Raw genomic sequence first — 23106 nt, forward strand, 5'->3', positions numbered from 1 at the left:
GATTGATATTTGTGTCACGTCCTGAAATATGGCTACAGGTTAAAAATTGATTTACGCTGTTAATTTATATACCATATTCGGTGTTTTGAAATCTAAAGATAAGTGTAATCTTATTTCGTTGCATAAATTAATTGCATTTTTTGTAGCTCTTTTCGCGTGAGCTATATTTGTAAATGTTTGGGCGAGATAAAATTCATCTTTAAGAATCCCGTTAACCCTTTCTGCTAGGGCATTTTCGTAACAATGGTTTTCTTCTGTCATACTGATATCTATCTTGTTTCTTTTCAGGATTTGTGTATATACATTGCTACAATATTGAATACCTCTATCGGAATGGTGTATGAGTCCTTTTGTGTTTTTAGCTTTATACAAAGCCTTTTTAAGAGCTCTCACACATCCGTTTAGTTCCAGACTATCACTAAGGTCATAACCCACAATTTTTCTTGAATACATGTCTGTTATCAAGGCCAGGTAACAAAATCCTTTTACGGTTCTGATATACGTAATATCAGATACCCAAACTTGGTTAGGTCTAGTCACTTCCATGTCTTTTATAATGTTGTTATACTTATAAAAACGATGCAGGGAGTTGGTTGTTCTGGAACTGTATTTCTTTCTAAGTGTAAGCATTTGATGTTTTCTAGGGACCTTAAATAAGGTGTCTCTACCAACTTTAAGGTTGGCTTTAGTAAACTCATCATCTAAGGATTTAACAAGTTTACGTACGCCTTCTCTAGGTAGGGATTTGCGTCTTTTCTTCACAATCTCAATAATCTGTTGTTCTAGTTTTAAACGCTTATCAGCTCTATTTTTATACTTATAGTAAGCATTGCGCTTATGTCCAAAACAATGGGTTATAGTGGTTAAAGAAGCAAATCCCTTAGCTTTTTCTTTGGCTTTGATTAAGGCTTTATACTTAGCTTTTTTTTAGTTCGGCCACAGATTTATAGCCCAGATCTTCTGCAGCTACTTCTAGATACGAATCCAATACCAAGGCATCCAGATCCTTTTTTAAGAGTAGTTTTTTAAGCTGTTCAATCTCTTTTTGCAGTTCTTTAATTCGAGTTATTTCGTCTTTTGTTTCCACTTTTACTCTGGTGTTCATGAGGTCTTTACGGTTGTACTTCCTGATCCATTCATTAATGGTGGTTGGAGCAATACCATAGAGTTTACCTAATTGGTTTTTGTTTAATTTACCCGTTGTAATTTCATCTAAAATTTTCAGTTTGAAAGGTTCTGAATACCGTCTGATTACTTTGTCATTTCTATACATAATGTTTAAAATTATGTAGCCTTATTTCAGGACGGGTCAATATTGCTTACAACGTCCATATGTAGAGCTCCAAAAATTTGTAGCTTAAAAATAATCAATAATTTATTAGGATTTTACCTTGGAATACGTATAAGAATAGTGCGGTTTTGTATGCGAGGATTTTCCGAAGGAAAATCAGAAGCTGGCAAAACTGCACTAACCTTTGATTAAGCACTAAACTAAGCATTATTTTTATACGGCTTAAGTTTGTCTTTTGTTAAATTAGATAAATAAATCAGAAAGAACAAAAGAGAGGATTAAGGTTATTTTACACGGTGAAGCTTACAACTTCGGCAACATTGCTAATCCCCTCTCTTTTCTACTTAAATTTCGTTCAGTTCTGTGAGACCTAGATCTCGATTTCAAGTTGTTGAAACCAAAGTAGATTGTCCTTTCAAAATTCAATTCTTATGAATAAAAATACAGAAATTTTTGGAATAGACATCAGTAAGGATGTGTTTGATGTTTATAGCTATCAAAACGGACATCAAAGTTTTAAGAATGATGCACAAGGCTTTAAATCATTCTTAAAAGAGATAACTAAAGATGCTTTAGTTGTGATGGAAGCCACAGGGTATTATCACTATCTGTTTGCACATTTTTTACATAAAAAAAGGGTGCAAGTATCGGTGGTAAATCCATTATCGGTAAAACGGTTTATCCAGATGAAGTTAGCTAAGGTAAAGACCGATAAGAGTGATGCCAAAGCGATTTGTGAGTATGGACAAATGAATGAGGTTCCTCTATACACGGCATTGACAGATGTGCAAGCGGAATGTTTACAGTTGTTCCGGTTACTGGACAATTATTTGAAGAAGCGCACCCAGACCAAGAACAAGAAGCATGGCGAGGAAGTCTTGGGGATTCCATCAAAGTATGTCCATCAATCTTTGAAACGGGATTTAAAACACTTGGACAAAGAGATAAGTGGAATAGAGGCGCGATTGCTGGAACTGGTAAAGCAAGACCAGCAACATCAATTGACGCTACTGAAAAGCATCCCGGGCATGGGGATGAAGACAGCCTTATTTTTAATAGTAGTAACCAACTGTTTCAAGAAGTTTGAAACGGCATCGCAATTATGCAGTTATGTTGGCATTACGCCGACAATAAGGGAATCAGGAAGCAGCGTCAGGGGCAGGAGCAGGATAAGTAAAGTGGGAAACAAAAAACTCAGGAACCTATTGTTTTTATGTGCGTTTTCAGCTTGTAAACATAATAAGGCATGCAGAGAAATATATGAGCGAATTGTAAACAAAGGAAAAAGTAAAAAACTGGCATTAATAGCTGTTGCAAATAAATTATTGAAACAGGCGTTCGCTATTGCAAGATCAGGAATGCCATACAATGAAAACTTTGTTTCAAAATTAGTCTAAAAAGGTTTGTTTTTTAGCTCAGTTCTTGTTAAACAACCACATAGATATTAAAAAGCCGCCAATAAAAAAATACGCACTACTGCGTATTTTTTTATTTTAAAACGATTTTGGTTTTAAACACATGGCCATTTGTAACCGGCACTGGCATGAAAAAACAAGTTTCTAACAAACTAAACAAATTAGCCGTACCTTTGCAGCTAATAAAAAAATGACACTAACAGTTAGATGGTCATTTACCAAATACTTTATATGTCATTCAACCAATTAGGCTTATCTGAAGCCTTGCTAAAAGCTATTAGCAAAAAAGGATATACTACCCCAAGCCCTATACAAATAAAAGCCATTCCGCCCATTTTAGAAGGAAAAGATATTTTGGCTTCGGCACAAACAGGTACAGGTAAAACAGCAGGGTTTACCTTGCCATTACTACAATTATTATCGCAAGGACAAACCTTAAGGCAACGCCCTGTAAGAGCCTTGGTATTAACACCCACACGAGAGCTGGCAGCCCAAGTATATGAAAACGTGAAGGAATACAGTGTGTTTCTCGATTTACGTTCGGCGGTTATTTTTGGTGGCGTTAACCAAAACTCGCAGGTAGCTCATTTACGCCAAGGCGTGGATGTGCTGGTGGCTACACCCGGACGTTTGATTGATTTGCACAGCCAAGGTGTATTATCGCTTTCTAAAATTGAAATTTTAGTACTTGATGAAGCCGACCGCATGCTAGATATGGGCTTTTTACGCGATATAGAACGCATTATGAAAATGATGCCCGCCAAACGACAGAACCTGATGTTTTCGGCTACCTTTTCACACGATATTAAAAAACTGGCGCAGGGTATTTTAAACCATCCGGTACAGGTGGAAGCTACTCCCGAAAATACCACGGTTGAGGCTATTTCACAAAAAGTATTCAGGGTTGCCAAAGGTTTAAAAACTGGCTTGATTATTAAGTTAATAGCTGAAGGAAACTGGAAACAGGTGTTGGTGTTTACACGTACCAAGCATGGTGCCAATAAACTGTGTGAAAAAATGGTGCAGGCAGGCATTACGGCGGCGGCTATACATGGCAACAAAAGTCAGGGAGCCAGAACCAAAGCGTTAAGTGGTTTTAAACATGGTGATGTAAGGGTATTGGTAGCTACCGATATTGCTGCCCGCGGACTGGATATTCCGTTATTGCCCCATGTTATTAATTTTGAATTGCCTAATATTCCTGAAGATTATATTCACAGAATAGGCAGAACGGGCAGAGCAGGAGCCAGAGGTGAAGCTTTATCGTTAGTAAGTGCTGATGAAACTACCTTTTTAAGAGATATTGAAAAACTGGTAGGGATGCGCTTTCCGGTAGAAATCATCGAGGGTTTTGAACCCGACCCCAATGCATCAACCGAGCCAGAAAAAAGACAACAACGAACAGGCGGCAACAGGAGTAGAAATAATGCAGCTCCCAAAAATGCCGGTGGAGACAGTTCAAGACGACGCAATAATAAAAGCAGACGAAATTAACACCCATGCAAAAGATTTTAAGAGATAAAATTCTGGAAGTATGCGATAAAAAGATTGCCGAAAAAGGAGATCAGGTTGGTATTTCTTTTTATGCCTTTTTTAAAAATAAAAATGAAAATCCGGAGTTGTTAATGGAAGCGGCACAGTGGTGGATTATGACCCATAAGTTAGACCACTTTGAGAAAGCTGTAAAAATTAAACGTTTAATACATGGAAACACAACCCAATAATCCGCTACACGGCATTACTTTAGAAAAAATCTTGAATGATTTAGTGGCGCATTACGGTTGGGAGTATATGGGGTATACCATTAAAATTAAATGTTTTACCGATAATCCTTCGGTAAAATCCAGCTTAACATTTTTGCGCAAAACACCTTGGGCACGTGCCAAAGTGGAAACCATGTATTTAAAAATGCTTAAAAAGAAGTTTTAATATAATTTTTTAGGCAAGCGCTTCTAGTTTTTCTTTTTATCGGTGATATAAGCTTTAATAATATAATCTAATTTAGGGTAGTTTTTCTTTAGATACTTATTTCCTAAATCATGAATGGAATCTTGCTTATTATCCAATTCGTCTTCATAACCATTATAAAATGTTTCTACAATGTCCATTCCTTTTATTACTTTGGCAACTACAGGAAACCCTTTAACTTTTGAATAGTTAAGGGTGTCTAAGCGTATATTATCTTTTAAGTTTATAAAAATTTGATTGGTTCTGGTTCCGGGCGTACTTCTTGCAAATGCTATGGTAGCTTTTAAATTGCTTTCAATTACCGGTTCATCTGGTACTTTAAATTTGTTCCAGGCATTCGTTTTTATACTGTCGTTATGAATACCAAATTGCGCAACAAAATCTGGGATTACCCTAAAAATGGCAATATTGGTATAAAAACCTTTATGGATTAATTGGTAAAGACGATCGACTGCGTATGGAGACCAGGTTCTTTTGGCTTCAATTTCAAAATTTCCTTTTGTGGTTTCAAATGTAGCCTTAAAATATTCAGGGGCTTTTTCTTTGGTCCACTTTTCATGAAACGCTGTATGGCATGAAAATATTTGAAAAGCAAGCACTATCATTAATGTTTTATAAATAAATGGTCTGTTGTTGTAAAATTTCATAGGTAACTGTTGTTATTTAAAATGATACGCTGGTTAATACATTTTGTTTCCGCACTAAAACACCTTGTTTAAAAAAGTGGCAATGTTTTCCTGATTCGCCCTGATGAGTTCTGCTTTGGCGTTGGCTATATCCTGTGGTTTTTTGTCTTGCGAGAGCTTAAATTTACCTTCCCAATGGGTAATGGTTATTTCAAAACCGTTCACATACGATAAGGCACCTTCCATACGTGGGTTGTTGGGTTCTAACACATACCTGTGCTCGGGTTGTTCTAAAAACTCGGTCATTGTTATCATGCTTTCTTTAATGGCTTCGGCATCGTTTATGGCTTTTACCGTTCCTTTTATGTGCACTTTTATATAGTTCCAGGTTGGTAACTGGGTGGTGGTATAAATGCTTGGCGAAATGTAACATTGTGGGCCTGAAAAAATAAGGGCTATCTCGTTATTATCCTGCAACAAACTGGCATGCGGATTAAATTTGTCGATATGCCCGATAAGTTTACCATCGGCTTCTCTGTAAATTAAGGGTAAGTGTGTAATAAACGGTTCGTTGTTTTTTACAGAAATGAGGGTAGCTAACGGATAGGTTTTTATCACCTCTATCATATGATGGATGTTGCTGTCCTGATGATGTTTTGGAGGATAACTCAAGTTGTTACTAATTTAAATTAATGATTGTTGATTTATAAAATTACAATATTTATCTTTATCAGATGCAAGAAAAACCTACCTCGTTTTCCATTAAAAATTGGTCGCAGGATGACCAGCCACGAGAGAAATTACTTTATAAAGGTAAAGCTGCCTTAAGTGATGCAGAGCTGGTTGCTATTTTAATAGGTTCTGGCAATAGAGAGGAGAGTGCCGTTGATTTGTGCAAGCGCATTCTGGCAAGTGTTGATAATAACTTAAGCGCGTTGGGTAAACTATCCATCAAGCAACTTATGGATTTTAAAGGCATAGGTGAAGCAAAGGCCATAACCATAGCTGCCGCCTTAGAGTTAGGAAGACGGCGTAGAGGCGAAGAGGCTTTAGAAAAAAAGAAAATTACTTCGAGCCAATCGGTTTTTGAGTTGATGCAGCCTATAATTGGCGAATTGCAGCATGAGGAATTCTGGATTATTTATTTGAACAATTCCAATAAAGTGATTCAAAAAAGCCAGTTAAGTAAAGGCGGTATTACCGGTACGTTGGTTGATGTTAGACTGGTTTTAAAAAATGCTTTGGAAGTAGGTGCAACAGGTATTATTTTGGCACATAACCATCCGTCGGGAACTCTAAAACCCAGCGAGGCAGATAAACAACTTACCAATAAACTAAAACTGGCTTCAGAAAGTTTAGATATAAAAGTATTGGACCATTTGATTGTAACAGAAAAGGCATACCTTAGTTTTGCCGATGAAAACCTATTGTAAATGCTTTTAGTTTATACACATAAAATTGCACCACGATTGCGATATGTATTTAAACATATCTGCACCAGGGTTTTAGGTATTGAGGTTTCTTTTACTACTACTATTGAAGAGTTTATAGCGCATGATAGTTTAAAAATGTCGTACACCAAACAGCAACTGGGTAACGAGTTTTTTGTGAAAAGTAACGATATACTGTATGAACAAGGTCTGTCGGATATAGAGATTAATGTGCATGACTGGGAAAATACCAAATGCTTTTTTTATATTGGAGAGAAGAGTGCGATTCCTTTTGATATTTTTGCCGCTTCGTTTTATTTGTTATCAAGATATGAAGAGTATTTGCCCCATGTAAATGATGAATACGGACGGTTTTCGGCAACGGAAAGTATCGGGTACAAATATGGGTTTTTACATCAGCCAGTTGTAGATATCTGGGCTTACAAGTTTAGAGACAAATTGCAAAGCCAATATCCTGAATTTGTGTTTCCAAAAAGAACTTACAGTATAAAACCAATTATAGATGTGCCTAGTGCCTATAATTTTAAATTAAAAGGTTTTATGAGAACTTTTGGGGGCACTGTAAAAGATTTAAGTGAATTAAAACTAAAACGATTGTATTACAGATATATGGTTATTTTAGGCTTTAAGCACGACCCGTACGATACCTTTAAGTACATTGTAAACAAACAAAAGCAAACTAAATATAAATTCCTGTTCTTTTTTTTAATAGGCGATTATTCTACTTACGACAAAGGCATTAACCCTAATAAAAAGAAATTTGTATCGCTTATAAAACGCGTAGCAGATTACTGTAAAGTTGGTTTAAAAGCGTCGTATTTTGCAATTCACGACCCTGCCATTTTGAAAAAGGAAAAACTAAAAATGGAGGCCATTATAAATAGGTCGTTATCAGCTTCAAGACAGTCTTTTTCAAAACTTAATTTACCAGAATCTTACAGAAGTCTTATAGAACTTGAAATTAAGGAAGATTATACCATGGGTTACGTAAATCAAATAGGTTTTAGAGCCGGAAGCTGCACACCTTTTTTGTTTTATGATTTAGATTACGAGGTGCAAACCCCTTTAAAAATATGGTCGTATAATTTACTGGATTATACCTTGTTAAAAACACATTCTCTTTTAGACAAAAAGAAAGCTTTAATGAAAATTATTAACGAAATAAAACAGGTTGACGGCGTGTTTGTACCTGTTTTTCATAATTATACCTTTAGTGAATTGGAGCGCTGGAAAGGATTTAAGGAATTGTTTAATATTATTTTAGAATCTACTAATGACATCCCACCTGTAGAATAATAAAAACCAACAGATGAAAATTGATAATATAACCGATATATTTTTTGATTTAGACCATACACTTTGGGATTTTGATAAAAATTCTGGTCTGGCCTTCGAAAAAATATTCAATATTAACAACATAAAAGTTGATACAACCCAGTTTTTAAGTTATTATGAACCCATAAATTTAGAATACTGGAAACTGTACCGCGAAGAAAAAATTGATAAAGCATCTTTACGGTTTGGCAGATTAAACGATGCCTTTTTAGCTGTGAATCAGGTAATTGATAAAGAATTGATCTTTAAGTTGTCTGAAGATTATATAACGCACCTTACTACATTTAATCATCTTTTTGATAACACCATTGATGTTTTGGAGTATTTAAGCGTAAAATACAATCTGCATATTATTACGAATGGTTTTGCAGAAGTTCAGCAAAAAAAGCTAACATATTCTAAAATTGACCATTATTTTAAAACGGTAACAAATTCAGAACAGGTTGGAGTAAAAAAGCCAAACCCTAAAATTTTCAATTTCGCCATCGACATTGCAAAAACCCATGTTAAAAAAAGCATTATGGTAGGCGATAATTTTGAAGCGGATATATTAGGGGCCAGAAATATTGGAATGGATGTTATTTTTTTTAATGTTAAAGCAGAAAGTACCGATAACAGTGTCAAGCAGATTGATAATTTAATTGGGTTAAAAAACTATTTGTAAAACCATACTAAGTACCCAATATTGTCGTTTTTATATATTTATGCTCAAATTCGTTTTTAAATATCTTATAATAGTGGTTTCATTTGCTTTGACAACCATATCCTGTACCAAGGATGTCGATTTTAATCAAGCCAATGACATACTGCTGACTCCGGTTTTTGAGTCTGATTTGGTATATATCAATGTGCCTGCCAATAAGTTCCTTGTTGAAGGGCAAGAAGTTGTTAATCTTAAAGATTCAGTTAATATTGATTTTTTTCAAGATGAATTTATTGTAGACTATTTGGTTAAAGCTGAGTTTATGCTTGAAACCACCAACACCATCAATAGGGCCTTTACCGTTCAGATTGATATGTTTGATGATTTTAACCAATTGCAACATACCTTTTCGTTTTTCTCGAGTGCGTCACCAAATAACAGTGAAGTGGTTACCGAACATGTCGAGATTTTTGAAGGGAACACCCTAGTGGCACTAAAAAACACCACGAAGCTTATTTTTACATTAACGATTCAGCCTGGCGAACAAATAAACGAAAGCACTCCTGGTAGAATTATTTTAAAGTCTAAAGGAACTTTTTATTTGAACATCGATAGTTGATTATGAAAAGTGCCTGTTTATTCTTTATGATAGTCTCCTTTTTATCTTGGTCTCAAAACAAGCAGATACTTTATGGGTTTTCTGAAATTCCGCAGTCATTATTGATAAATCCGGGAGGAAAAGTAACCAACGACTGGTGTTTTGGAATTCCGTTACTATCGCACATCCATGTCAATGCCGGAACCTCGGGAGTAACTGTTTACGATTTGTTTGCCAATGATGGTTTGGATTTTAATTTAAAACTGCAAAAAGCCATTTATAGCATGCAGGCAAACGATTTTTTTACTCTAAATGAGCAGTTGGAACTGTTCTCGGGAGGCTTTGCAATTGGCTCTAGTTACAATAAAAACCAGTATATTAGTTTTGGTATGTATCAAGAGCTGGATTTTATAGGGTACTTTCCAAAAGATTACGCCATTTTAGCCTATGAAGGGAATCAATCCAACATCAACAGGGTTTTTGATGCCAGTGATTTTAGTGCCAAGGGAGAACTTATTTCTGTATTGCATGTGGGATATAACAAAAAGGTCAATGATAACTTTACGGTGGGTGTTAGAGGAAAAATATATTCGGGCATCATGGATTTCAATTCAACAAAAAATAGAGGCTCGTTTGTAACGGTTAACGGAACCAATAATTTTTACGACCATATCTTTAATTTAGACTTGCAAGTGAGAACTTCGGGTTTATTGGCAGTAACAGATGATAATGCAAGCTCAGATAAGGTGGTTAGCGATATAAAAAAAAGGCTATTTTTGGGTGGAAGTTTAGGTTTGGGCTTTGACGTTGGGTTTACCTATCAGATCAATAAACAGTGGATGATTGATGGGAGTTTGCAAGACGTTGGTTTTATAAGGCACAGTAAAGATGTTGAAAATTACAGTGTAAAAGGCAACTATGTATTTGAAGGTGTAAACCCTATATTTCCAGAAACGGGTTCAGGACAAACTGCCGAAGAGTACTGGGATGAGATAGAAAATGAGTTTGAAGATTTGTTTAATGTTGATACAACCAATACAAAATATACAACCTGGAGACCCGTAAAACTGAACGCATCATTAAATTATGCTTTTGGAAAAAGAAGAGACAAAGAGTGCAATTGTTTGCCTGATGAGGATGGTTACCAAAACGCAGTTGGCTTACAGGTATTTGCCATAAATAGGCCCAAACAACCTCAAATGGCGTTAACGGCCTATTTTTTAAGAAAAATTTTTAAAGGACTGCAAGCTAAAGCTACGTACACCATAGATTCCTACTCCTTTAGCAATATTGGGTTAGGGCTTTCTGCCAATGTTGGAAATATGAATTTTTATATTATGGCCGATAATTTTTTAGAATACCAAAACATATATAATGCACAAAGTGTATCTTTACAATTAGGATTTAACTATATATTTAAAAAAAATGAAGATTAAGATTTTTACAGTATTAGCAATATTAATGGCAACTTTAAGCACATTTTCACAAGAAAACCTTAATGCCTACAAATATATTATTGTTCCAAAAAAATATGATTTTTTAAAGACAGACGATCAATATAAAATCAATTCGTTGTCTAAGTTCCTGTTTGAAAAATATGGTTTTGAAACCGTAATGGAAGGAGAAGACTATCCGGAAGATTTAATTAGAAACAGATGTTTAGGATTAAAGTCGAATGTAACTAAAGAGTCTGGACTTTTTAAAACAAAATTAGTTGCAGAGTTAAAGGATTGTTATGATAAAACGGTTTTTACAAGCAGAGTAGGAGAAACCAGAGAAAAAGAATATGAAAAAGCCTATAATTTGGCGTTAAGAGATGCTTTTACATCGTTTGAAGCACTAAACCATAAGTTTGACCCTAGCGAAAGCCATATGGCTGCAAATGCACAAATAGCAGAGGAGGAGAAAAGCGAAACCGCGCAGGAAATTCAAAAACTTAAAGAAGAAATTGAAAGTTTAAAACAAGAAAAAATAGTTGAGGTTGCACCAGTTGAACCTGCAATGGAAGTTAAAGCTGTAAAGCAAGTAGATCCTGTAAAAGTTGAAGCTATAAAGGCTGAGGTTGTAAAGGAAACCCCTAAAGAAACCATAAGCATGGAGGCTAAGTCAGGCGTATTGTATGCACAAGAAATTGATAATGGGTTTCAATTGGTTGACAGCACCCCAAAAGTTGTATATAAAATTAAAAAGACAGGTTTAGACAATGTATTTTTAGTTGAAAACATGAATGCGACTTTATATAAAAAAGGGGAACAGTGGATTCTAGAATATTATGAAAATGGTGTGTTAAAACAAAATACACTCAATATCAAGTTCTAGAAGTTTAAAACTAATAGTTGTATTTATCTTTCCAGCGTTGTTTTAAAAAATCCAGATAGGCTTTTTCGCGGGCATTATTTCCGGGTTCATAAAGTTTAGTACCTTTAAGTTCATCGGGCATAAACTCTTGGTTTGCAAAATTGTTTTCGTAGCTATGGGCGTATTTATAATGTTCGCCATAACCAAGTTCTTTCATTAATTTGGTCGGGGCATTCCTTATATCTAATGGCACAGATAAATCACCTGTTTCTTTTACCAGTTGTTGCGCATTACTTATAGCCATATAAGAAGCATTACTTTTTGGAGAGCATGCCAGATAAGTGGCACATTGACTGAGAATAATCCTTGATTCCGGGTAACCTATAGCTGCAACCGCCTGAAATGCATTGTTGGCAATTACCAAAGCCGTTGGGTTAGCATTGCCAATATCTTCGCTAGCTAAAATAAGCATGCGTCTGGCAATAAACTTTACATCTTCACCACCTTCTATCATTCGGGCTAACCAGTAAACGGCAGCATTGGGATCACTTCCTCGAATGGATTTTATAAAAGCCGAAATAATATCGTAATGCTGCTCACCGGTTTTGTCATATCTAACCGTATTATTCTGGATTTTTTTCAGTACAGACTCATCTGTGATGATGATTTCGTCTGTATCTTCTGAATTGATAATAAGTTCAAAAATGTTTAAAAGTTTTCTGGCATCACCACCCGAAAGCTTTAAAAGGACATTAGTTTCTTTAAGTGTTATGTTTTTTTTTGATAGATAAACATCTTGTTCAACGGCCCGCTTTAAAAGCGTTTCCAGATCGTTTTTATCAAATGAATTAAGTATATAAACCTGACAGCGAGATAAAAGTGCAGGTATCACTTCGAAACTGGGGTTTTCAGTAGTGGCGCCTATAAGAGTTATCCAGCCTTTTTCGACAGCCTGCAATAAAGAATCTTGTTGCGATTTACTAAAGCGATGAATTTCATCAATGAATAAAATAGGATTTTTCGTGGTAAACAACCCGCCACTTTGTTTGGCCTTATCAATAACATCGCGAATGTCTTTTACGCCAGAATTGATGGCACTTAAGGTATAAAATGGCCTACCAGATTCTGTAGCAATAATATTTGCCAAAGTTGTTTTGCCTGTGCCCGGTGGACCCCAAAAAATCATGGATGGAATAAGCCCTTGCTTTATCTGTGGCGTTAATGAACCCTGTTTACCAACTAAATGGGATTGACTCAAATAATCGTTGAGGGTTTTGGGTCGTAATCGTTCGGCTAAAGGTTCATTCATAGAAGTAAAATTAAAGTAATTTTTTAATTTTTGGTCTTGGCTTCAATAAAAAATATTTGATATTTAACTGACATTTTAGCATTTATAATAATGTTGGTTGACTATTTGCTACTTTTATTATTATGAAAGAAGAAGAGCATTTTAAATTTTCTACAGGTGTTGTTGCTTATCCAATTGCAATTACCCTTTTTATTTGGCTGGTATTTTGGTTTGAAGTTCGCTTTGGGTTTAATTTCACAAAATTTGGAATTTATCCGCAAGAAATTAAAGGGTTGAAAGGAATTATTTTTAGCCCTTTTATACATGGCGATATTTACCATATTTACCATAATACTATTCCTTTATTTATATTATCGATGGCCTTGTTTTATTTTTACAGACCAATTGCATGGAAAATCCTTCTTTTTGGAATTTTAATATCTGGATTTTTAACTTGGTGTATTGGGCGACCATCCTACCATATTGGCGCTAGCGGATTAATATATGTACTTGTTAGTTTTATTTTCTTTAAAGGCGTATTTGCAAAATATTACCGACTTATAGCCTTATCGTTACTTGTGATTTTTCTTTACGGAAGTATGATATGGTATGTGTTTCCAATAGAAGAAAACATGTCTTGGGAAGGACATTTATCTGGATTGATTACCGGATTAGCCTTTGCCTTATATTTTAAAAAGGAAATTCCTAAACCTCAAAAATATATATGGGAAGATGAAAATTATAATGCCGATGATGACCCTTTTTTAAAACAGTTTGATGAAAATGGAAACTTTATAGAATATATAGAACCTAAAGTTGAACAACAGGAACAACCAACTATTAACTATAACTATAAAGAAAAAGAGGATTAAATACGTTGTCTCACCACTTCATACAAAAACGCACCACAGGCAACAGATACATTAAGGGATTCGATGTCTCCAAGCAACGGTAATTTTGCTTTATCATCAACAATTTTCAATATGGATGGATTGATGCCTCTATCTTCAGATCCCATGATAATGGCACAAGGTTCAACAAAACTTACGTCATATAAAGTGTTTTCTGTTTTTTCGGTGGCAGCAATAACTTTTATGCCGGAGGCCTGCATATAAAAAACAGCATCTTTTATATGATCTACTTTGCAGATGGGAACTTTAAAAACGGCACCAGCACTCGTTTTAATGGTGTCGCCATTTACAGGGGCACCACCTTTTTTTTGTATTATGATACCATTTACGCCAGTGCATTCGGCAGTTCTAATGATGGCTCCAAAATTTCTAACATCACTTATTTGGTCTAACAATAGAAATAAAGGCTTTTTGCCAGATTCAATAACATTTACCACTAACTGATCTAAATCATAAAATTCTATAGGAGATATTTGGGCAACAGCCCCTTGGTGATTGCTTTTAGTAAGTCTGTTCAGTTTTTCAACCGGAACATATGAAGAGCTCACGTCTTTCTTTCTCAACAAACTTTCTAGCTCTGTAAAAAGTTCGCCTTTTAAACCTTTTTGAAGAAATACTTTATCAATAGTTTTATCGGCATTTATTGCTTCAATAATTGCTCTTATTCCAAAAATTTGTGTTTGATCTTGCATGGGGTAAAGGTATAAAAAAACCACCTTTATATAAGGTGGTTTTTTAAATAATCTAAATCAAGATTTAAGGATAATCTTCTATTTTAGCAGTGCTTTTATAACCTTCATATATCCATGGTTCACCAGGAATATCAGAAAATTCTACTTCAAAATGAATACTATCTACTGTCTCCCCACTTGGGGTAGTAGCACCACCTTTAGTGATTGAGCCGTTAATAGTAACAGTTACACCATAATAGTGCTCATCTGCATCGGTAGCAGAAAAAGTCAAAGTATTAGGATCAAAATTTACTTTAGCAAGCAAACCCCAGCCATGACCTTGGTCATCTATCCATATTTTATCTGCGTCATTGTCGCCAGTATTAAGAGTTGATATGGTATTATGATCATAAAAGTCTCCATCCCAATACATGTCAACAACCCATGTTCCTCGTACATCATCAGTAAGGACTCCATTAGGTTCTGGAGTAACATCGTCTTCTTCACAAGAAACAAAAGAAGTCATTAATGTAAGACTTAATAATAAAAGGCTTAACTTTTTTAAAATTATATTATATTTCATTTTTTTAATTTTTGATTAATAGTAATCTTCAGTTTGAGTAAAGACAGTTACGAACGCATAAGGGCCAGCATCCCAGTTAACTTTTAGTGTTAGAGTTTTGGCAACAGGATCTACTGTTAAACTAGTAAAAGTATTAACTCCTCCGAATGTATTAGTAGTAACAGTACCTTCGCTAGTAAAATCGTTTGCTGCTATATTATTGGCTTTAAGGACCAAACCTAGTGTGGCATAAGCGACACCAAGTCCTCTTCCGTATTCATACCAACCACCTTGTGCATCAGATATTGCATATCTATCATTGCCCAAGTCCTTAATAATAAAAGGACCGTTATCCTGGTATCCAGAAGGAGAACTGCCGTTCCTTGAAACGGAAGCTGTATACATACCAGCGATACTAGTTACAAGATCACCATTACATTCAGGGTACAAGACTACTCTATTTGAAGTAGCTGCAATGCCGTCGTCATTAAAAGCGCTATATGAGACTAAATAAACATCAGGACCACCTTCTACTGAAGTTCCTCCAAAGTATTTCCCTTTTACACGTGTTTCTAAATCTATTTCTGCCCCTCCAGCTGTTGCCACTGCTCCTGGATCAGAATAAGAGGTTGCATTACAATCAAGCACAACATTACCTCCATCGAGCGTAATCTTAGGTAAATAAGTGATTCTTGATGCATTATCACCAAGATATGGTGTATCACTATCAGTACAATTGGTCAGCATCAATCCAATGATTGAAAATGTAAATAATAATTTAAATCTTTTCATATTTAATTTTTTTATTAATTATCCCAAAATATTTTATCCGTAATAAGTCTTTGCGGTAATGCATTAGGGTTTAAACTTCTTTCTGTTTCTGGATATAACCATGTAGAAGGGAAGCCGTTATTTGGTAGCACCGATAATGGTGGATTTTGCCAAATTCCATCAGAAAATAATCTACTCTGAGTTCTATCAAACCTACGGGCTTCTATCCATCCCTCATCTTCTTGAGTTCCGTTTAAAGATATCCATTTTTGAATTGCAATCATATCAATTTTATCAACCAATGGATCTGAACTGGAGTATCCAAGAGCGCTTAAATAAGATGCTGAATCTGCAGCAAGACCCATGTAAGTAAAATTTAATGCAACTGCTGTTTCGAATGCATCTGTTTCGTCGTCTGCTGTTCCATATCGTGCATCGGCTTCAGCTCTTAAAAACCAAACCTCCCATGGACTCATTAAAAGGACAGGCTTATCTTGGCCATAAGAATAGTTGTTAGCCAAGCTGTAATTAGTTGCTGGTGCTGTAAATGGTTCATCATCTATGGTACCTTGATCTATACCATGTAATTGTCCTGCAAAAGTTCCTGTAGTTGCTTTTGTATACAATACCTCACCTCTAGGATCTTCTAAATCTGTAATCACATTTAAAAATGCATTACTAGCAAAATAAAACATACCAACTCCAAATTCAGCTCTGGCAAACATTGGATTTTGATCACCGGAAGCACCAGAAAAAGGTATAACAGGCATGTCTGCTACGGTCTCAATAAACGTACCAGAAGATATTAGACTTTGAATAACGGCTCCTTGAGGATTAACTTCAGAAGTTCTCATAAGAACTCTCAATTTCAAAGAATTGACAAATTTTTTCCATTTAGAGATATCACCACTATAAATAAAATCTGCGCTTCCAACTTCTCCTTCAGCGGCCACATCGAATTCACTTAATGCTTCATCTAACATAGTTACTAAAGCAGGGTAAATTACAGTCTCAGCAGAATCATAATTTGGAGCCAATATTGAACCATCATTAATAGCGCCTGATACGGCTTCTGTAAATGGAATATCTCCAAAATGGTCTACCAACCCTTGATACATATAAGCTATTAAAGTTTTAGAGATACCGCGATAGGCAGCGGAATTACTATTTTTATTAATATAACTTAAATCTGCAAGGACATTGGCATAAGCACGTTGCCAGTAACCATTATTATCAGTAGCTGCTGAAATGTAACGTTCTGGATTTCCAGTTGAAACTCCAATACCCCAAGTGTTGTATTGTGACCATAGAAATGAGTCACTGTAATTTAAATCTGTCTCGATAACGTATCCCATAAAGCCAAGAGCCGAAGCTAAAATCTGTGAATCACCAGCTGAAGGGAATGTATTAGGGTCTATATTAACTTCTTCTAAACTATCTTCACATGAAAAGCTTAGTGTTAAAAATAGAATAAGAATTATTTTAAAATTGTTCTTCATCGTATTATTTTTTTTGTTAAAATGACAATTGTATGTTAAGCCCAAAGCTTCTAGAAGAAGGTGTTTGAGTGGTCTCAATACCTTGTGCATTGCCTGTTAAAGCAGGTCCATTTACTTCTGGATCTGCATATTTATTTCCGTCTGGTAACCAGTATTTTAGGTTTTTACCATAAAGTGATAATCTAGCATTTGTCAAAAATACATTTTCCAACATCTTTTTTGGAAATGTATAACTCAATTCAACCTCTCTTAATTTCAAATAACTTGCATCAATTAAATGATCTGTAACTGGCGCATCAAAATCAGTCCAATATTGTTCTTCAGTTATTATATTTGTATTTTCAGAATAAGTTCCGTCACCATTATCTACTACGGAATTTGGAAATATAAAAGGCTCTCTATTAAATTCAGTAGTTCTAAGAGCAGTACCATTAAAATGAGTATTATATGAGGTTTGAGAAGCAAAGTATCCTCCTTTTTTCATATCAAATAAGATTTTAAATCCAAAACCTTTATATTGGGTATTGGCACCAAAACTCATTAAGTAATCAGGTTGAAAATTGCCTATATAGTCATCATCAGCATATACTGGATAGCCAGTGTTAGGATCAACAATAACTTGTCCTTGATCATTATACTTATAATCATTACCTTTGAAAGTACCAAAAGGTAGACCTTCCTTCGCTACTAAAGTAATTGTTGTACCAGCAGCAAACCCAAATTGTCCTACGGTTAATTCATCTATATCATCAGAAATTTTGATAACTTCACTTTCGTTTTTGGAATAAGTTCCAAATAGTTCAAAATCCAAACCATCAACTACTCCGTTAAGTGGTTTAAGACTTAAAGTAACTTCATGACCTTTATTCACCATCTTACCAATATTACTTGTAGTTGTTGTATACCCTGTAGATCTAGGTAGGCTAATAGATACGATTTGATCTGAATGGTCTGAATGATAATAAGTATAAGAAACATTTACTTTATTATTAAAGAAACCAAGATCAGCACCAACTTCATAAGTAGTAGTAAGCTCTGGTTTTAAATCAGGATTTCCAATCGTATTTCCAATGGTGAATCCTGGTACTCCATTTTTCGGGAAGAATAATGAATAATCTCCTAAGCCAACAATATCAGGGTTTCCAATAAAATATGAATTTAGAAGATATATACCTGCATCTTTACCTGAAGTACCATAACTTCCTCTAATCTTACCGTAGTTTAAAATATCGTTTTTAATATTGAAAAGGTCAGTAATTATAACTGAAGCTCCTACCGCACCATATAGAAATGAATTGCTTTGTGCAGGAAGTGTAGAAGACCAGTCATTTCTGGCAGAAAATTCTAAAAATGCTGCATTCTTGTAACCAATACTGGCATTACCTAAAACACCATAAATTCTATATTTGCTTCTAAACATATTAGAACCAGGTGTTTGTACACTATTTGATAAGTTAAATACATCAGGAACAACCAATCCTCCAACTGTAAATCCAGTTAATGATTTAGATTCTTTTTGAAAGAAATTATAACCTGCAGAAGCAGTTATTTTAAAATCTTTATTAAGTTCTTTGGTGTAATTTGCTAAAAAACTAGCATCAAGTGTTAATGTTCTATCATTATAATTAGTATAATCTCCTAAGGAACTATGTTTAGTATTACGTGTTGCAATTTCTGCATTATCAGTCCAAACTAATTGTGGTGCTGGAGTAAAAGTTGGTGTCCATATATCTGTTTGAGTAGTTACAATATTTCCACCAAAACGACCTGTTAAGGTTAGATCACTAATAATTTCATAGGATAGGGATGCATTTGCAAGAAAGTTATCAATATTCGCCTCATTCCCATATTCATTTAAAATGAAATATGGATTTACAGAGGAATAAGAACCCCAATAACCATTTATGTCGTGAAATGGACTTTTATAATCTCTTAATTCAGTAAATGGAATATTAATTGGAGATTGTACTGCCATGGCATAAGCGTTGTTACCTTCAAACGCACGAGATCCTTCTTGTGCAGTATTTTGTTTAACATTGGCATAACTAACTTTAAAATTTGATTGCAACTTATCGCTCAATTTAGCCGAAGAGTTGAAAGTAATGTTATTCCTTTTGTAGTAGGTGTTATCTAGAACCCCTGTTTGATTTGTATTGCCATAAGATGCAAAGTATGAAAATCCATCAGTAGTACCAGATATGTTGAAACTATGCGTTTGAGTATAACCAGTATTAAAAAAATCTTCTAATTGGTTTGGTACTGCACTATATGGTCTAAGCAATGCTTCTAAGGAACCATCACCATCTGAATCAATTGGGGAAGTCCAAGGCCTAATAACACCATCTACTCTAGGTCCCCAAGACCAGTTCTCACCTGAATCAAGGCTAATATTACCATATCCTTGACCGAATTGATTTTGGCGTTTTAAAATAACATAAGCCTCTTCCATAGAAGAAGAACCATTATAATTAATTTTCAATTTATCGCCTTTACTACCAGATTTGGTTGTAATCAAAACAACACCAGAAGCACCACGAGAACCATATAAAGAGGTTGCAGAAGGGCCTTTAAGTATAGTTACAGATTCAATATCATCTGGATTTATATCATTAAATCTATTTCCAAAATCTGAATATCCAGTTGTAGAACCTCCATCTCCACCTCGAGTAGCAGAGTTGTCAATAGCTACACCATCAACAACGATTAATGCATTGTTATTTCCTGTAAGCGATCCTTCGCCCCTAAGTACAATTCTTGTAGACGCCCCTACAGAACCTGAACCAGTTGATAATTTTACACCAGCAGTTTTACCTCTTAATGCTTCTAAAGCATTTTTATTAGGTGTTGATAATAAGTCTTCAGATTTTACCGTTTGGTTAGCATAAACTGTTTCTCTTGCATTTCTGTCACCAGTACCCAAAGCAGTTACAACAACTTCTTCTAAAGTTTCTGCATCTTCTTTCATAGAGACATTAACTGTGCTGGAAGCACCAATAGGTATTTCTTGTGTGGTATATCCAACAAAACTAAAGACAAGAGTAGACCCTTGACTTGTTGAGATTGAATACTTACCATCGAAATCTGTTGAAGTACCTGATGTAGTACCTTTAATTAAGACTGTGGCTCCAGGAAGCGGTAAACCAGAAGCGTCTAATACTGTGCCTGAAATAGTCTTTTCTTGAGCAAACGTTATTTGCACAACAAACGCTAGAAATAGCGTTAGAATTCCACTAAACTTTGTTTTCATTTTACGATTTATTTGAATTAGTCAATGCCAAAAATCATAATAAAAAGTTAATAAAACAATAAATTTTGGTTAAAATTCACATTTTACTTAAAAAAAAAATCAAAATACATGAGTATATGCCTAAAAATTCGCTGTTAAACTAACGTGAATCTGAGAATTTGAGAATTTTAATTTTTGATTGTTGGTTTTTCCGTTAGCAAAATTCAGTTTTAAAAGCCCAACATTGGATAGTATTCCAAAGCCAAAACCGTACGCGTAAAGTTTTTCTTTGGTATTGGTAATTTTATTTTCAAATGTAGCAGCATCAATTATTGAATGTATATATATTGTAGAATTTAATTGAAGTCTGTATTCAGTATTAATAATTCCATATGAAGTGCCTAAAATGCTATTCTCATCAAAACCCCTAATAGAGTTTATACCTCCAAATCGATATAATTCGTTTTCAAAGTAATTATCTGATAAAAGACCAGAACCATTTATTCGTAAATAAATGCTGTTTTTCTGATTGAGATTAAAAATTTTAAAAGCATCTAAAACCAATTGAGTTTGTTTTTCTGAAGTATCTGAATTCTTCCGTTTTCCAAATCCAGTTTCTACATATAAATTTGAATTTACTGGGAATAGTAAGTTGGAGTATTGTGGTTTTCTAAATTCATAACCTAGTGTTAAGTAATTAGATTTATAATCTGAAACTGCTAAGTATGAATTTGTTTTTAATAGATTATTGGATTCTGTAGTTTTAATCCCTGTGTATAACTTGTGTTTAGAATTTATTTGATAATTAAGTTTTACAGATTGATTTATGGTTGTAAATGATGAATCTTGTTTAAAAATGTGAAGTTGTAAATCCACTCCAACAGGAGTATTTAATATGTATGGCATATTAATTTCTGCCTGAAAAAGTTTTTGGCTACTTTGAGTGCTTTTGTATTGAAGGTTGAATGATTCACCATAATTTAATGTGTTTATTAGATTTAAATTTAAATACCCATTTAAATCAAGCTTATTGGTTTGTTCGTTTGTCCCAAAACCTAAAAACCCATCAAACGTATTGCTTTTTGTTTTTTCTACATATATATATAATGTAGTAGAGTCTCTTGTAAATAAAACTTCAGGTGATTTTATTTGCTTAGCAAATCTTAGGCTATTTAGTTGTTCGGCTTTCTCTTTTAAGGTTTTTAAATCAAATATTTGATTAGGCTTAATTTTTAAATAATGTTTTAAATACGATTTTGGAAATTTCTCATAACCTTTAATGATTATGTTGTTTAGGTTTCTTTTTGCTGTTTCTGAATCTAATATTAAATCGGCCTTTAAAATACCATTGTTATCTGTTTGAATATTAGATAAACTTAATTTGGAAAATGGAAATCCTTTATTTGAGATTTCAGAGTTAATAATGTTTAAAGCGCTTTCTGTTTTTGTTATTGGCAATTCAAAATAGTTAGGATGTACTTTTTTTGAAACTGAGTTTAGTATAGATTTATAGAGATTAGATTTATCATAGTATATATATATGGTATGATATTTCTTTTTTAATTGAATTTTAACCAAATAGGATGAGTCATTTTCTTTTTCAATTTTTGAAGACTCGTTTTCAATATATCCAATTTTGAATAGTTTCTTTTGAACAGAATCTATTTCAGAGGATATTAACGAATAATTTTTATGACTTTTTGAATACCCTATTGAATCAACTAACCTGCTTTCAATATCATCATTACCAAAAATTTTAAGTCTTAAATTTTGGCCAATTGCTTTACAAGAAAAAAGTAGGTATATAATTAATATTGTGATTGATGTTTTTTGCACAACTAATAATCAAGGTTAATACATCGTAAAACTAACGGAAAAAGAACATTTATTATATAGTGTATAAATTAATTTTTGAATTCAAATGAAATTATTGCTCTACCTTTTATTAAAAAAGATAAAATAATTAATAAAAACACAAATTTAAAGTGTTGAATACTAATCAAAACGAGCTTATATTATAACTACTTTAAAAAAAATATGGTTATGTTGTGAAAATTAATCTTTTAGGGTTTGAAAAATACTTTTTTATTTCTACATTTGCAGCCCTCTAAACAGAGGTAATTTAAATAAACATATAAATTATATGCCAACAATTTCACAATTAGTACGAATAGGAAGAGCCAAAATAACCAAGAAGAGTAAATCGGCTGCTTTAGATTCGTGTCCTCAAAGACGTGGAGTATGTACTCGTGTTTATACTACAACACCTAAAAAACCAAACTCAGCAATGCGTAAAGTTGCAAGGGTAAGGTTAACAAACGGTAATGAAGTAAACGCATACATTCCAGGAGAAGGACACAACCTACAAGAGCACTCGATAGTATTGGTTAGAGGTGGAAGAGTAAAAGATTTGCCAGGAGTTAGGTATCACATCGTTCGTGGAGCTTTAGACACAGCAGGTGTTGCAGGTAGAACACAACGTAGATCTAAGTATGGAGCAAAACGTCCAAAACCAGGACAAGCCCCAGCAGCAACTGGTAAGAAAAAGTAATT

The 23106-nt window shown here is 34.2% G+C and carries 23 protein-coding genes; 12 read left to right on the top strand and 11 right to left on the bottom strand.

Features of this window, described 5'->3' with window-relative positions; translation table 11 throughout:
• Window positions 1–51 precede the first annotated feature (51 nt).
• Entirely contained in the window at window positions 52–903 is an 852-nt protein-coding gene (locus V8G69_RS08505) for an IS3 family transposase (protein WP_394881546.1), read from the bottom strand.
• A 13-nt stretch (window positions 904–916) separates the two neighbouring features.
• On the bottom strand, window positions 917–1273 hold the full coding sequence (locus V8G69_RS08510; RefSeq protein WP_394881409.1) for a transposase: 357 nt from the start codon (window positions 1271–1273) through the stop codon (window positions 917–919).
• A 449-nt stretch (window positions 1274–1722) separates the two neighbouring features.
• Here V8G69_RS08510 and V8G69_RS08515 point away from each other — a divergent pair, with 449 nt between their 5' ends.
• From V8G69_RS08515 to V8G69_RS08530, 4 genes are all read left to right on the top strand, one after another.
• Complete coding sequence (locus tag V8G69_RS08515; protein WP_394881410.1) at window positions 1723–2688, top strand: IS110 family transposase; 966 nt, start codon at window positions 1723–1725, stop codon at window positions 2686–2688.
• 249 nt (window positions 2689–2937) lie between these two features.
• Window positions 2938–4200 carry a DEAD/DEAH box helicase gene (locus V8G69_RS08520; protein ID WP_394881411.1) on the top strand — a complete coding sequence of 421 codons (1263 nt, stop codon included), beginning with the start codon at window positions 2938–2940 and terminating at the stop codon, window positions 4198–4200.
• Window positions 4201–4205: 5 nt separating this feature from the next.
• On the top strand, window positions 4206–4430 hold the full coding sequence (locus tag V8G69_RS08525; RefSeq protein WP_394881412.1) for a DUF6500 family protein: 225 nt from the start codon (window positions 4206–4208) through the stop codon (window positions 4428–4430).
• Complete coding sequence (locus V8G69_RS08530) at window positions 4411–4635, top strand: VF530 family DNA-binding protein (RefSeq protein ID WP_394881413.1); 225 nt, start codon at window positions 4411–4413, stop codon at window positions 4633–4635. Before V8G69_RS08525 ends, V8G69_RS08530 begins: the two co-directional genes overlap by 20 nt.
• 23 nt (window positions 4636–4658) lie before the next feature.
• On the opposite strand, the gene V8G69_RS08535 is transcribed toward V8G69_RS08530, so the two are convergent.
• Both V8G69_RS08535 and V8G69_RS08540 read right to left on the bottom strand, forming a co-directional pair.
• Window positions 4659–5321, bottom strand: coding sequence for a peptidylprolyl isomerase (locus V8G69_RS08535; protein ID WP_394881414.1), 663 nt, complete (start codon window positions 5319–5321; stop codon window positions 4659–4661).
• Window positions 5322–5375: 54 nt separating this feature from the next.
• On the bottom strand, window positions 5376–5972 hold the full coding sequence (locus tag V8G69_RS08540) for an FMN-binding negative transcriptional regulator (protein WP_394881415.1): 597 nt from the start codon (window positions 5970–5972) through the stop codon (window positions 5376–5378).
• 62 nt (window positions 5973–6034) lie between these two features.
• Here V8G69_RS08540 and radC point away from each other — a divergent pair, with 62 nt between their 5' ends.
• The 6 genes from radC (at window position 6035) to V8G69_RS08570 (ending at window position 11646) form a co-directional block, all read left to right on the top strand.
• On the top strand, window positions 6035–6733 hold the full coding sequence (radC, locus tag V8G69_RS08545; RefSeq protein WP_394881416.1) for a DNA repair protein RadC: 699 nt from the start codon (window positions 6035–6037) through the stop codon (window positions 6731–6733).
• Window positions 6734–8047, top strand: coding sequence for a polysaccharide deacetylase family protein (locus tag V8G69_RS08550; RefSeq protein WP_394881417.1), 1314 nt, complete (start codon window positions 6734–6736; stop codon window positions 8045–8047). It begins immediately after the preceding gene.
• Window positions 8048–8060: 13 nt separating this feature from the next.
• Window positions 8061–8750, top strand: a complete 690-nt coding sequence (locus V8G69_RS08555; RefSeq protein ID WP_394881418.1) for a YjjG family noncanonical pyrimidine nucleotidase — start codon at window positions 8061–8063, stop codon at window positions 8748–8750.
• A gap of 73 nt (window positions 8751–8823) precedes the next feature.
• Window positions 8824–9348 (top strand): hypothetical protein, encoded by a 525-nt coding sequence (locus V8G69_RS08560; protein ID WP_394881419.1) that lies wholly within the window; start codon window positions 8824–8826, stop codon window positions 9346–9348.
• Window positions 9349–9350: 2 nt separating this feature from the next.
• The gene (locus tag V8G69_RS08565; RefSeq protein ID WP_394881420.1) at window positions 9351–10763 is read left to right on the top strand and encodes a DUF5723 family protein; all 1413 of its coding nucleotides are present in this window, start codon (window positions 9351–9353) and stop codon (window positions 10761–10763) included.
• Window positions 10753–11646, top strand: coding sequence for a hypothetical protein (locus tag V8G69_RS08570; protein ID WP_394881421.1), 894 nt, complete (start codon window positions 10753–10755; stop codon window positions 11644–11646). Before V8G69_RS08565 ends, V8G69_RS08570 begins: the two co-directional genes overlap by 11 nt.
• Before the next feature lie 10 nt (window positions 11647–11656).
• On the opposite strand, the gene V8G69_RS08575 is transcribed toward V8G69_RS08570, so the two are convergent.
• Entirely contained in the window at window positions 11657–12934 is a 1278-nt protein-coding gene (locus V8G69_RS08575) for a replication-associated recombination protein A (RefSeq protein WP_394881422.1), read from the bottom strand.
• 122 nt (window positions 12935–13056) lie between these two features.
• Here V8G69_RS08575 and V8G69_RS08580 point away from each other — a divergent pair, with 122 nt between their 5' ends.
• On the top strand, window positions 13057–13785 hold the full coding sequence (locus V8G69_RS08580; protein WP_394881423.1) for a rhomboid family intramembrane serine protease: 729 nt from the start codon (window positions 13057–13059) through the stop codon (window positions 13783–13785).
• Here V8G69_RS08580 and rlmB read toward each other — a convergent pair.
• The 6 genes from rlmB to V8G69_RS08610 form a co-directional block, all read right to left on the bottom strand.
• Window positions 13782–14516 carry a 23S rRNA (guanosine(2251)-2'-O)-methyltransferase RlmB gene (gene rlmB / locus V8G69_RS08585; RefSeq protein ID WP_394881424.1) on the bottom strand — a complete coding sequence of 245 codons (735 nt, stop codon included), beginning with the start codon at window positions 14514–14516 and terminating at the stop codon, window positions 13782–13784. The two genes, V8G69_RS08580 and rlmB, sit on opposite strands and share 4 nt — an antisense overlap.
• 64 nt (window positions 14517–14580) lie before the next feature.
• Window positions 14581–15078, bottom strand: a complete 498-nt coding sequence (locus V8G69_RS08590) for a lipid-binding protein (RefSeq protein WP_394881425.1) — start codon at window positions 15076–15078, stop codon at window positions 14581–14583.
• Window positions 15079–15093: 15 nt separating this feature from the next.
• On the bottom strand, window positions 15094–15849 hold the full coding sequence (locus tag V8G69_RS08595) for a hypothetical protein (RefSeq protein WP_394881426.1): 756 nt from the start codon (window positions 15847–15849) through the stop codon (window positions 15094–15096).
• A gap of 14 nt (window positions 15850–15863) precedes the next feature.
• On the bottom strand, window positions 15864–17327 hold the full coding sequence (locus tag V8G69_RS08600) for a SusD/RagB family nutrient-binding outer membrane lipoprotein (RefSeq protein WP_394881427.1): 1464 nt from the start codon (window positions 17325–17327) through the stop codon (window positions 15864–15866).
• A gap of 16 nt (window positions 17328–17343) precedes the next feature.
• Window positions 17344–20574 (bottom strand): SusC/RagA family TonB-linked outer membrane protein, encoded by a 3231-nt coding sequence (locus V8G69_RS08605; protein ID WP_394881428.1) that lies wholly within the window; start codon window positions 20572–20574, stop codon window positions 17344–17346.
• A 120-nt stretch (window positions 20575–20694) separates the two neighbouring features.
• A complete protein-coding gene (locus V8G69_RS08610; RefSeq protein ID WP_394881429.1) occupies window positions 20695–22389 on the bottom strand; it encodes a POTRA domain-containing protein in 1695 nt (564 codons plus the stop codon).
• A gap of 307 nt (window positions 22390–22696) precedes the next feature.
• On the opposite strand from V8G69_RS08610, the gene rpsL reads away from it, so the two are divergent.
• Window positions 22697–23104: a 30S ribosomal protein S12 gene (gene rpsL / locus V8G69_RS08615; protein WP_394881430.1), complete on the top strand. Its 408-nt coding sequence runs from the start codon at window positions 22697–22699 to the stop codon at window positions 23102–23104.
• Window positions 23105–23106 lie beyond the last annotated feature (2 nt).

This window comes from Gaetbulibacter sp. M235, assembly GCF_043876835.1.
GTDB lineage: Bacteria > Bacteroidota > Bacteroidia > Flavobacteriales > Flavobacteriaceae > Yeosuana.

Bases quoted from the DNA above. Each gene is read 5' to 3' on its own strand.
- V8G69_RS08525 (WP_394881412.1), top strand. From the start codon at position 4,206: ATGCAAAAGATTTTAAGAGATAAAATTCTGGAAGTATGCGATAAAAAG.
- V8G69_RS08555 (WP_394881418.1), top strand. From the start codon at position 8,061: ATGAAAATTGATAATATAACCGATATATTTTTTGATTTAGACCATACA.
- V8G69_RS08550 (WP_394881417.1), top strand. From the start codon at position 6,734: ATGCTTTTAGTTTATACACATAAAATTGCACCACGATTGCGATATGTA.
- V8G69_RS08600 (WP_394881427.1), bottom strand. From the start codon at position 17,327: ATGAAGAACAATTTTAAAATAATTCTTATTCTATTTTTAACACTAAGC.
- radC (WP_394881416.1), top strand. From the start codon at position 6,035: ATGCAAGAAAAACCTACCTCGTTTTCCATTAAAAATTGGTCGCAGGAT.
- V8G69_RS08520 (WP_394881411.1), top strand. From the start codon at position 2,938: ATGTCATTCAACCAATTAGGCTTATCTGAAGCCTTGCTAAAAGCTATT.
- V8G69_RS08530 (WP_394881413.1), top strand. From the start codon at position 4,411: ATGGAAACACAACCCAATAATCCGCTACACGGCATTACTTTAGAAAAA.
- V8G69_RS08535 (WP_394881414.1), bottom strand. From the start codon at position 5,321: ATGAAATTTTACAACAACAGACCATTTATTTATAAAACATTAATGATA.
- V8G69_RS08515 (WP_394881410.1), top strand. From the start codon at position 1,723: ATGAATAAAAATACAGAAATTTTTGGAATAGACATCAGTAAGGATGTG.
- V8G69_RS08590 (WP_394881425.1), bottom strand. From the start codon at position 15,078: ATGAAATATAATATAATTTTAAAAAAGTTAAGCCTTTTATTATTAAGT.
- V8G69_RS08605 (WP_394881428.1), bottom strand. From the start codon at position 20,574: ATGAAAACAAAGTTTAGTGGAATTCTAACGCTATTTCTAGCGTTTGTT.
- V8G69_RS08575 (WP_394881422.1), bottom strand. From the start codon at position 12,934: ATGAATGAACCTTTAGCCGAACGATTACGACCCAAAACCCTCAACGAT.
- V8G69_RS08570 (WP_394881421.1), top strand. From the start codon at position 10,753: ATGAAGATTAAGATTTTTACAGTATTAGCAATATTAATGGCAACTTTA.
- V8G69_RS08510 (WP_394881409.1), bottom strand. From the start codon at position 1,273: ATGTATAGAAATGACAAAGTAATCAGACGGTATTCAGAACCTTTCAAA.
- rpsL (WP_394881430.1), top strand. From the start codon at position 22,697: ATGCCAACAATTTCACAATTAGTACGAATAGGAAGAGCCAAAATAACC.
- rlmB (WP_394881424.1), bottom strand. From the start codon at position 14,516: ATGCAAGATCAAACACAAATTTTTGGAATAAGAGCAATTATTGAAGCA.
- V8G69_RS08565 (WP_394881420.1), top strand. From the start codon at position 9,351: ATGAAAAGTGCCTGTTTATTCTTTATGATAGTCTCCTTTTTATCTTGG.
- V8G69_RS08595 (WP_394881426.1), bottom strand. From the start codon at position 15,849: ATGAAAAGATTTAAATTATTATTTACATTTTCAATCATTGGATTGATG.
- V8G69_RS08580 (WP_394881423.1), top strand. From the start codon at position 13,057: ATGAAAGAAGAAGAGCATTTTAAATTTTCTACAGGTGTTGTTGCTTAT.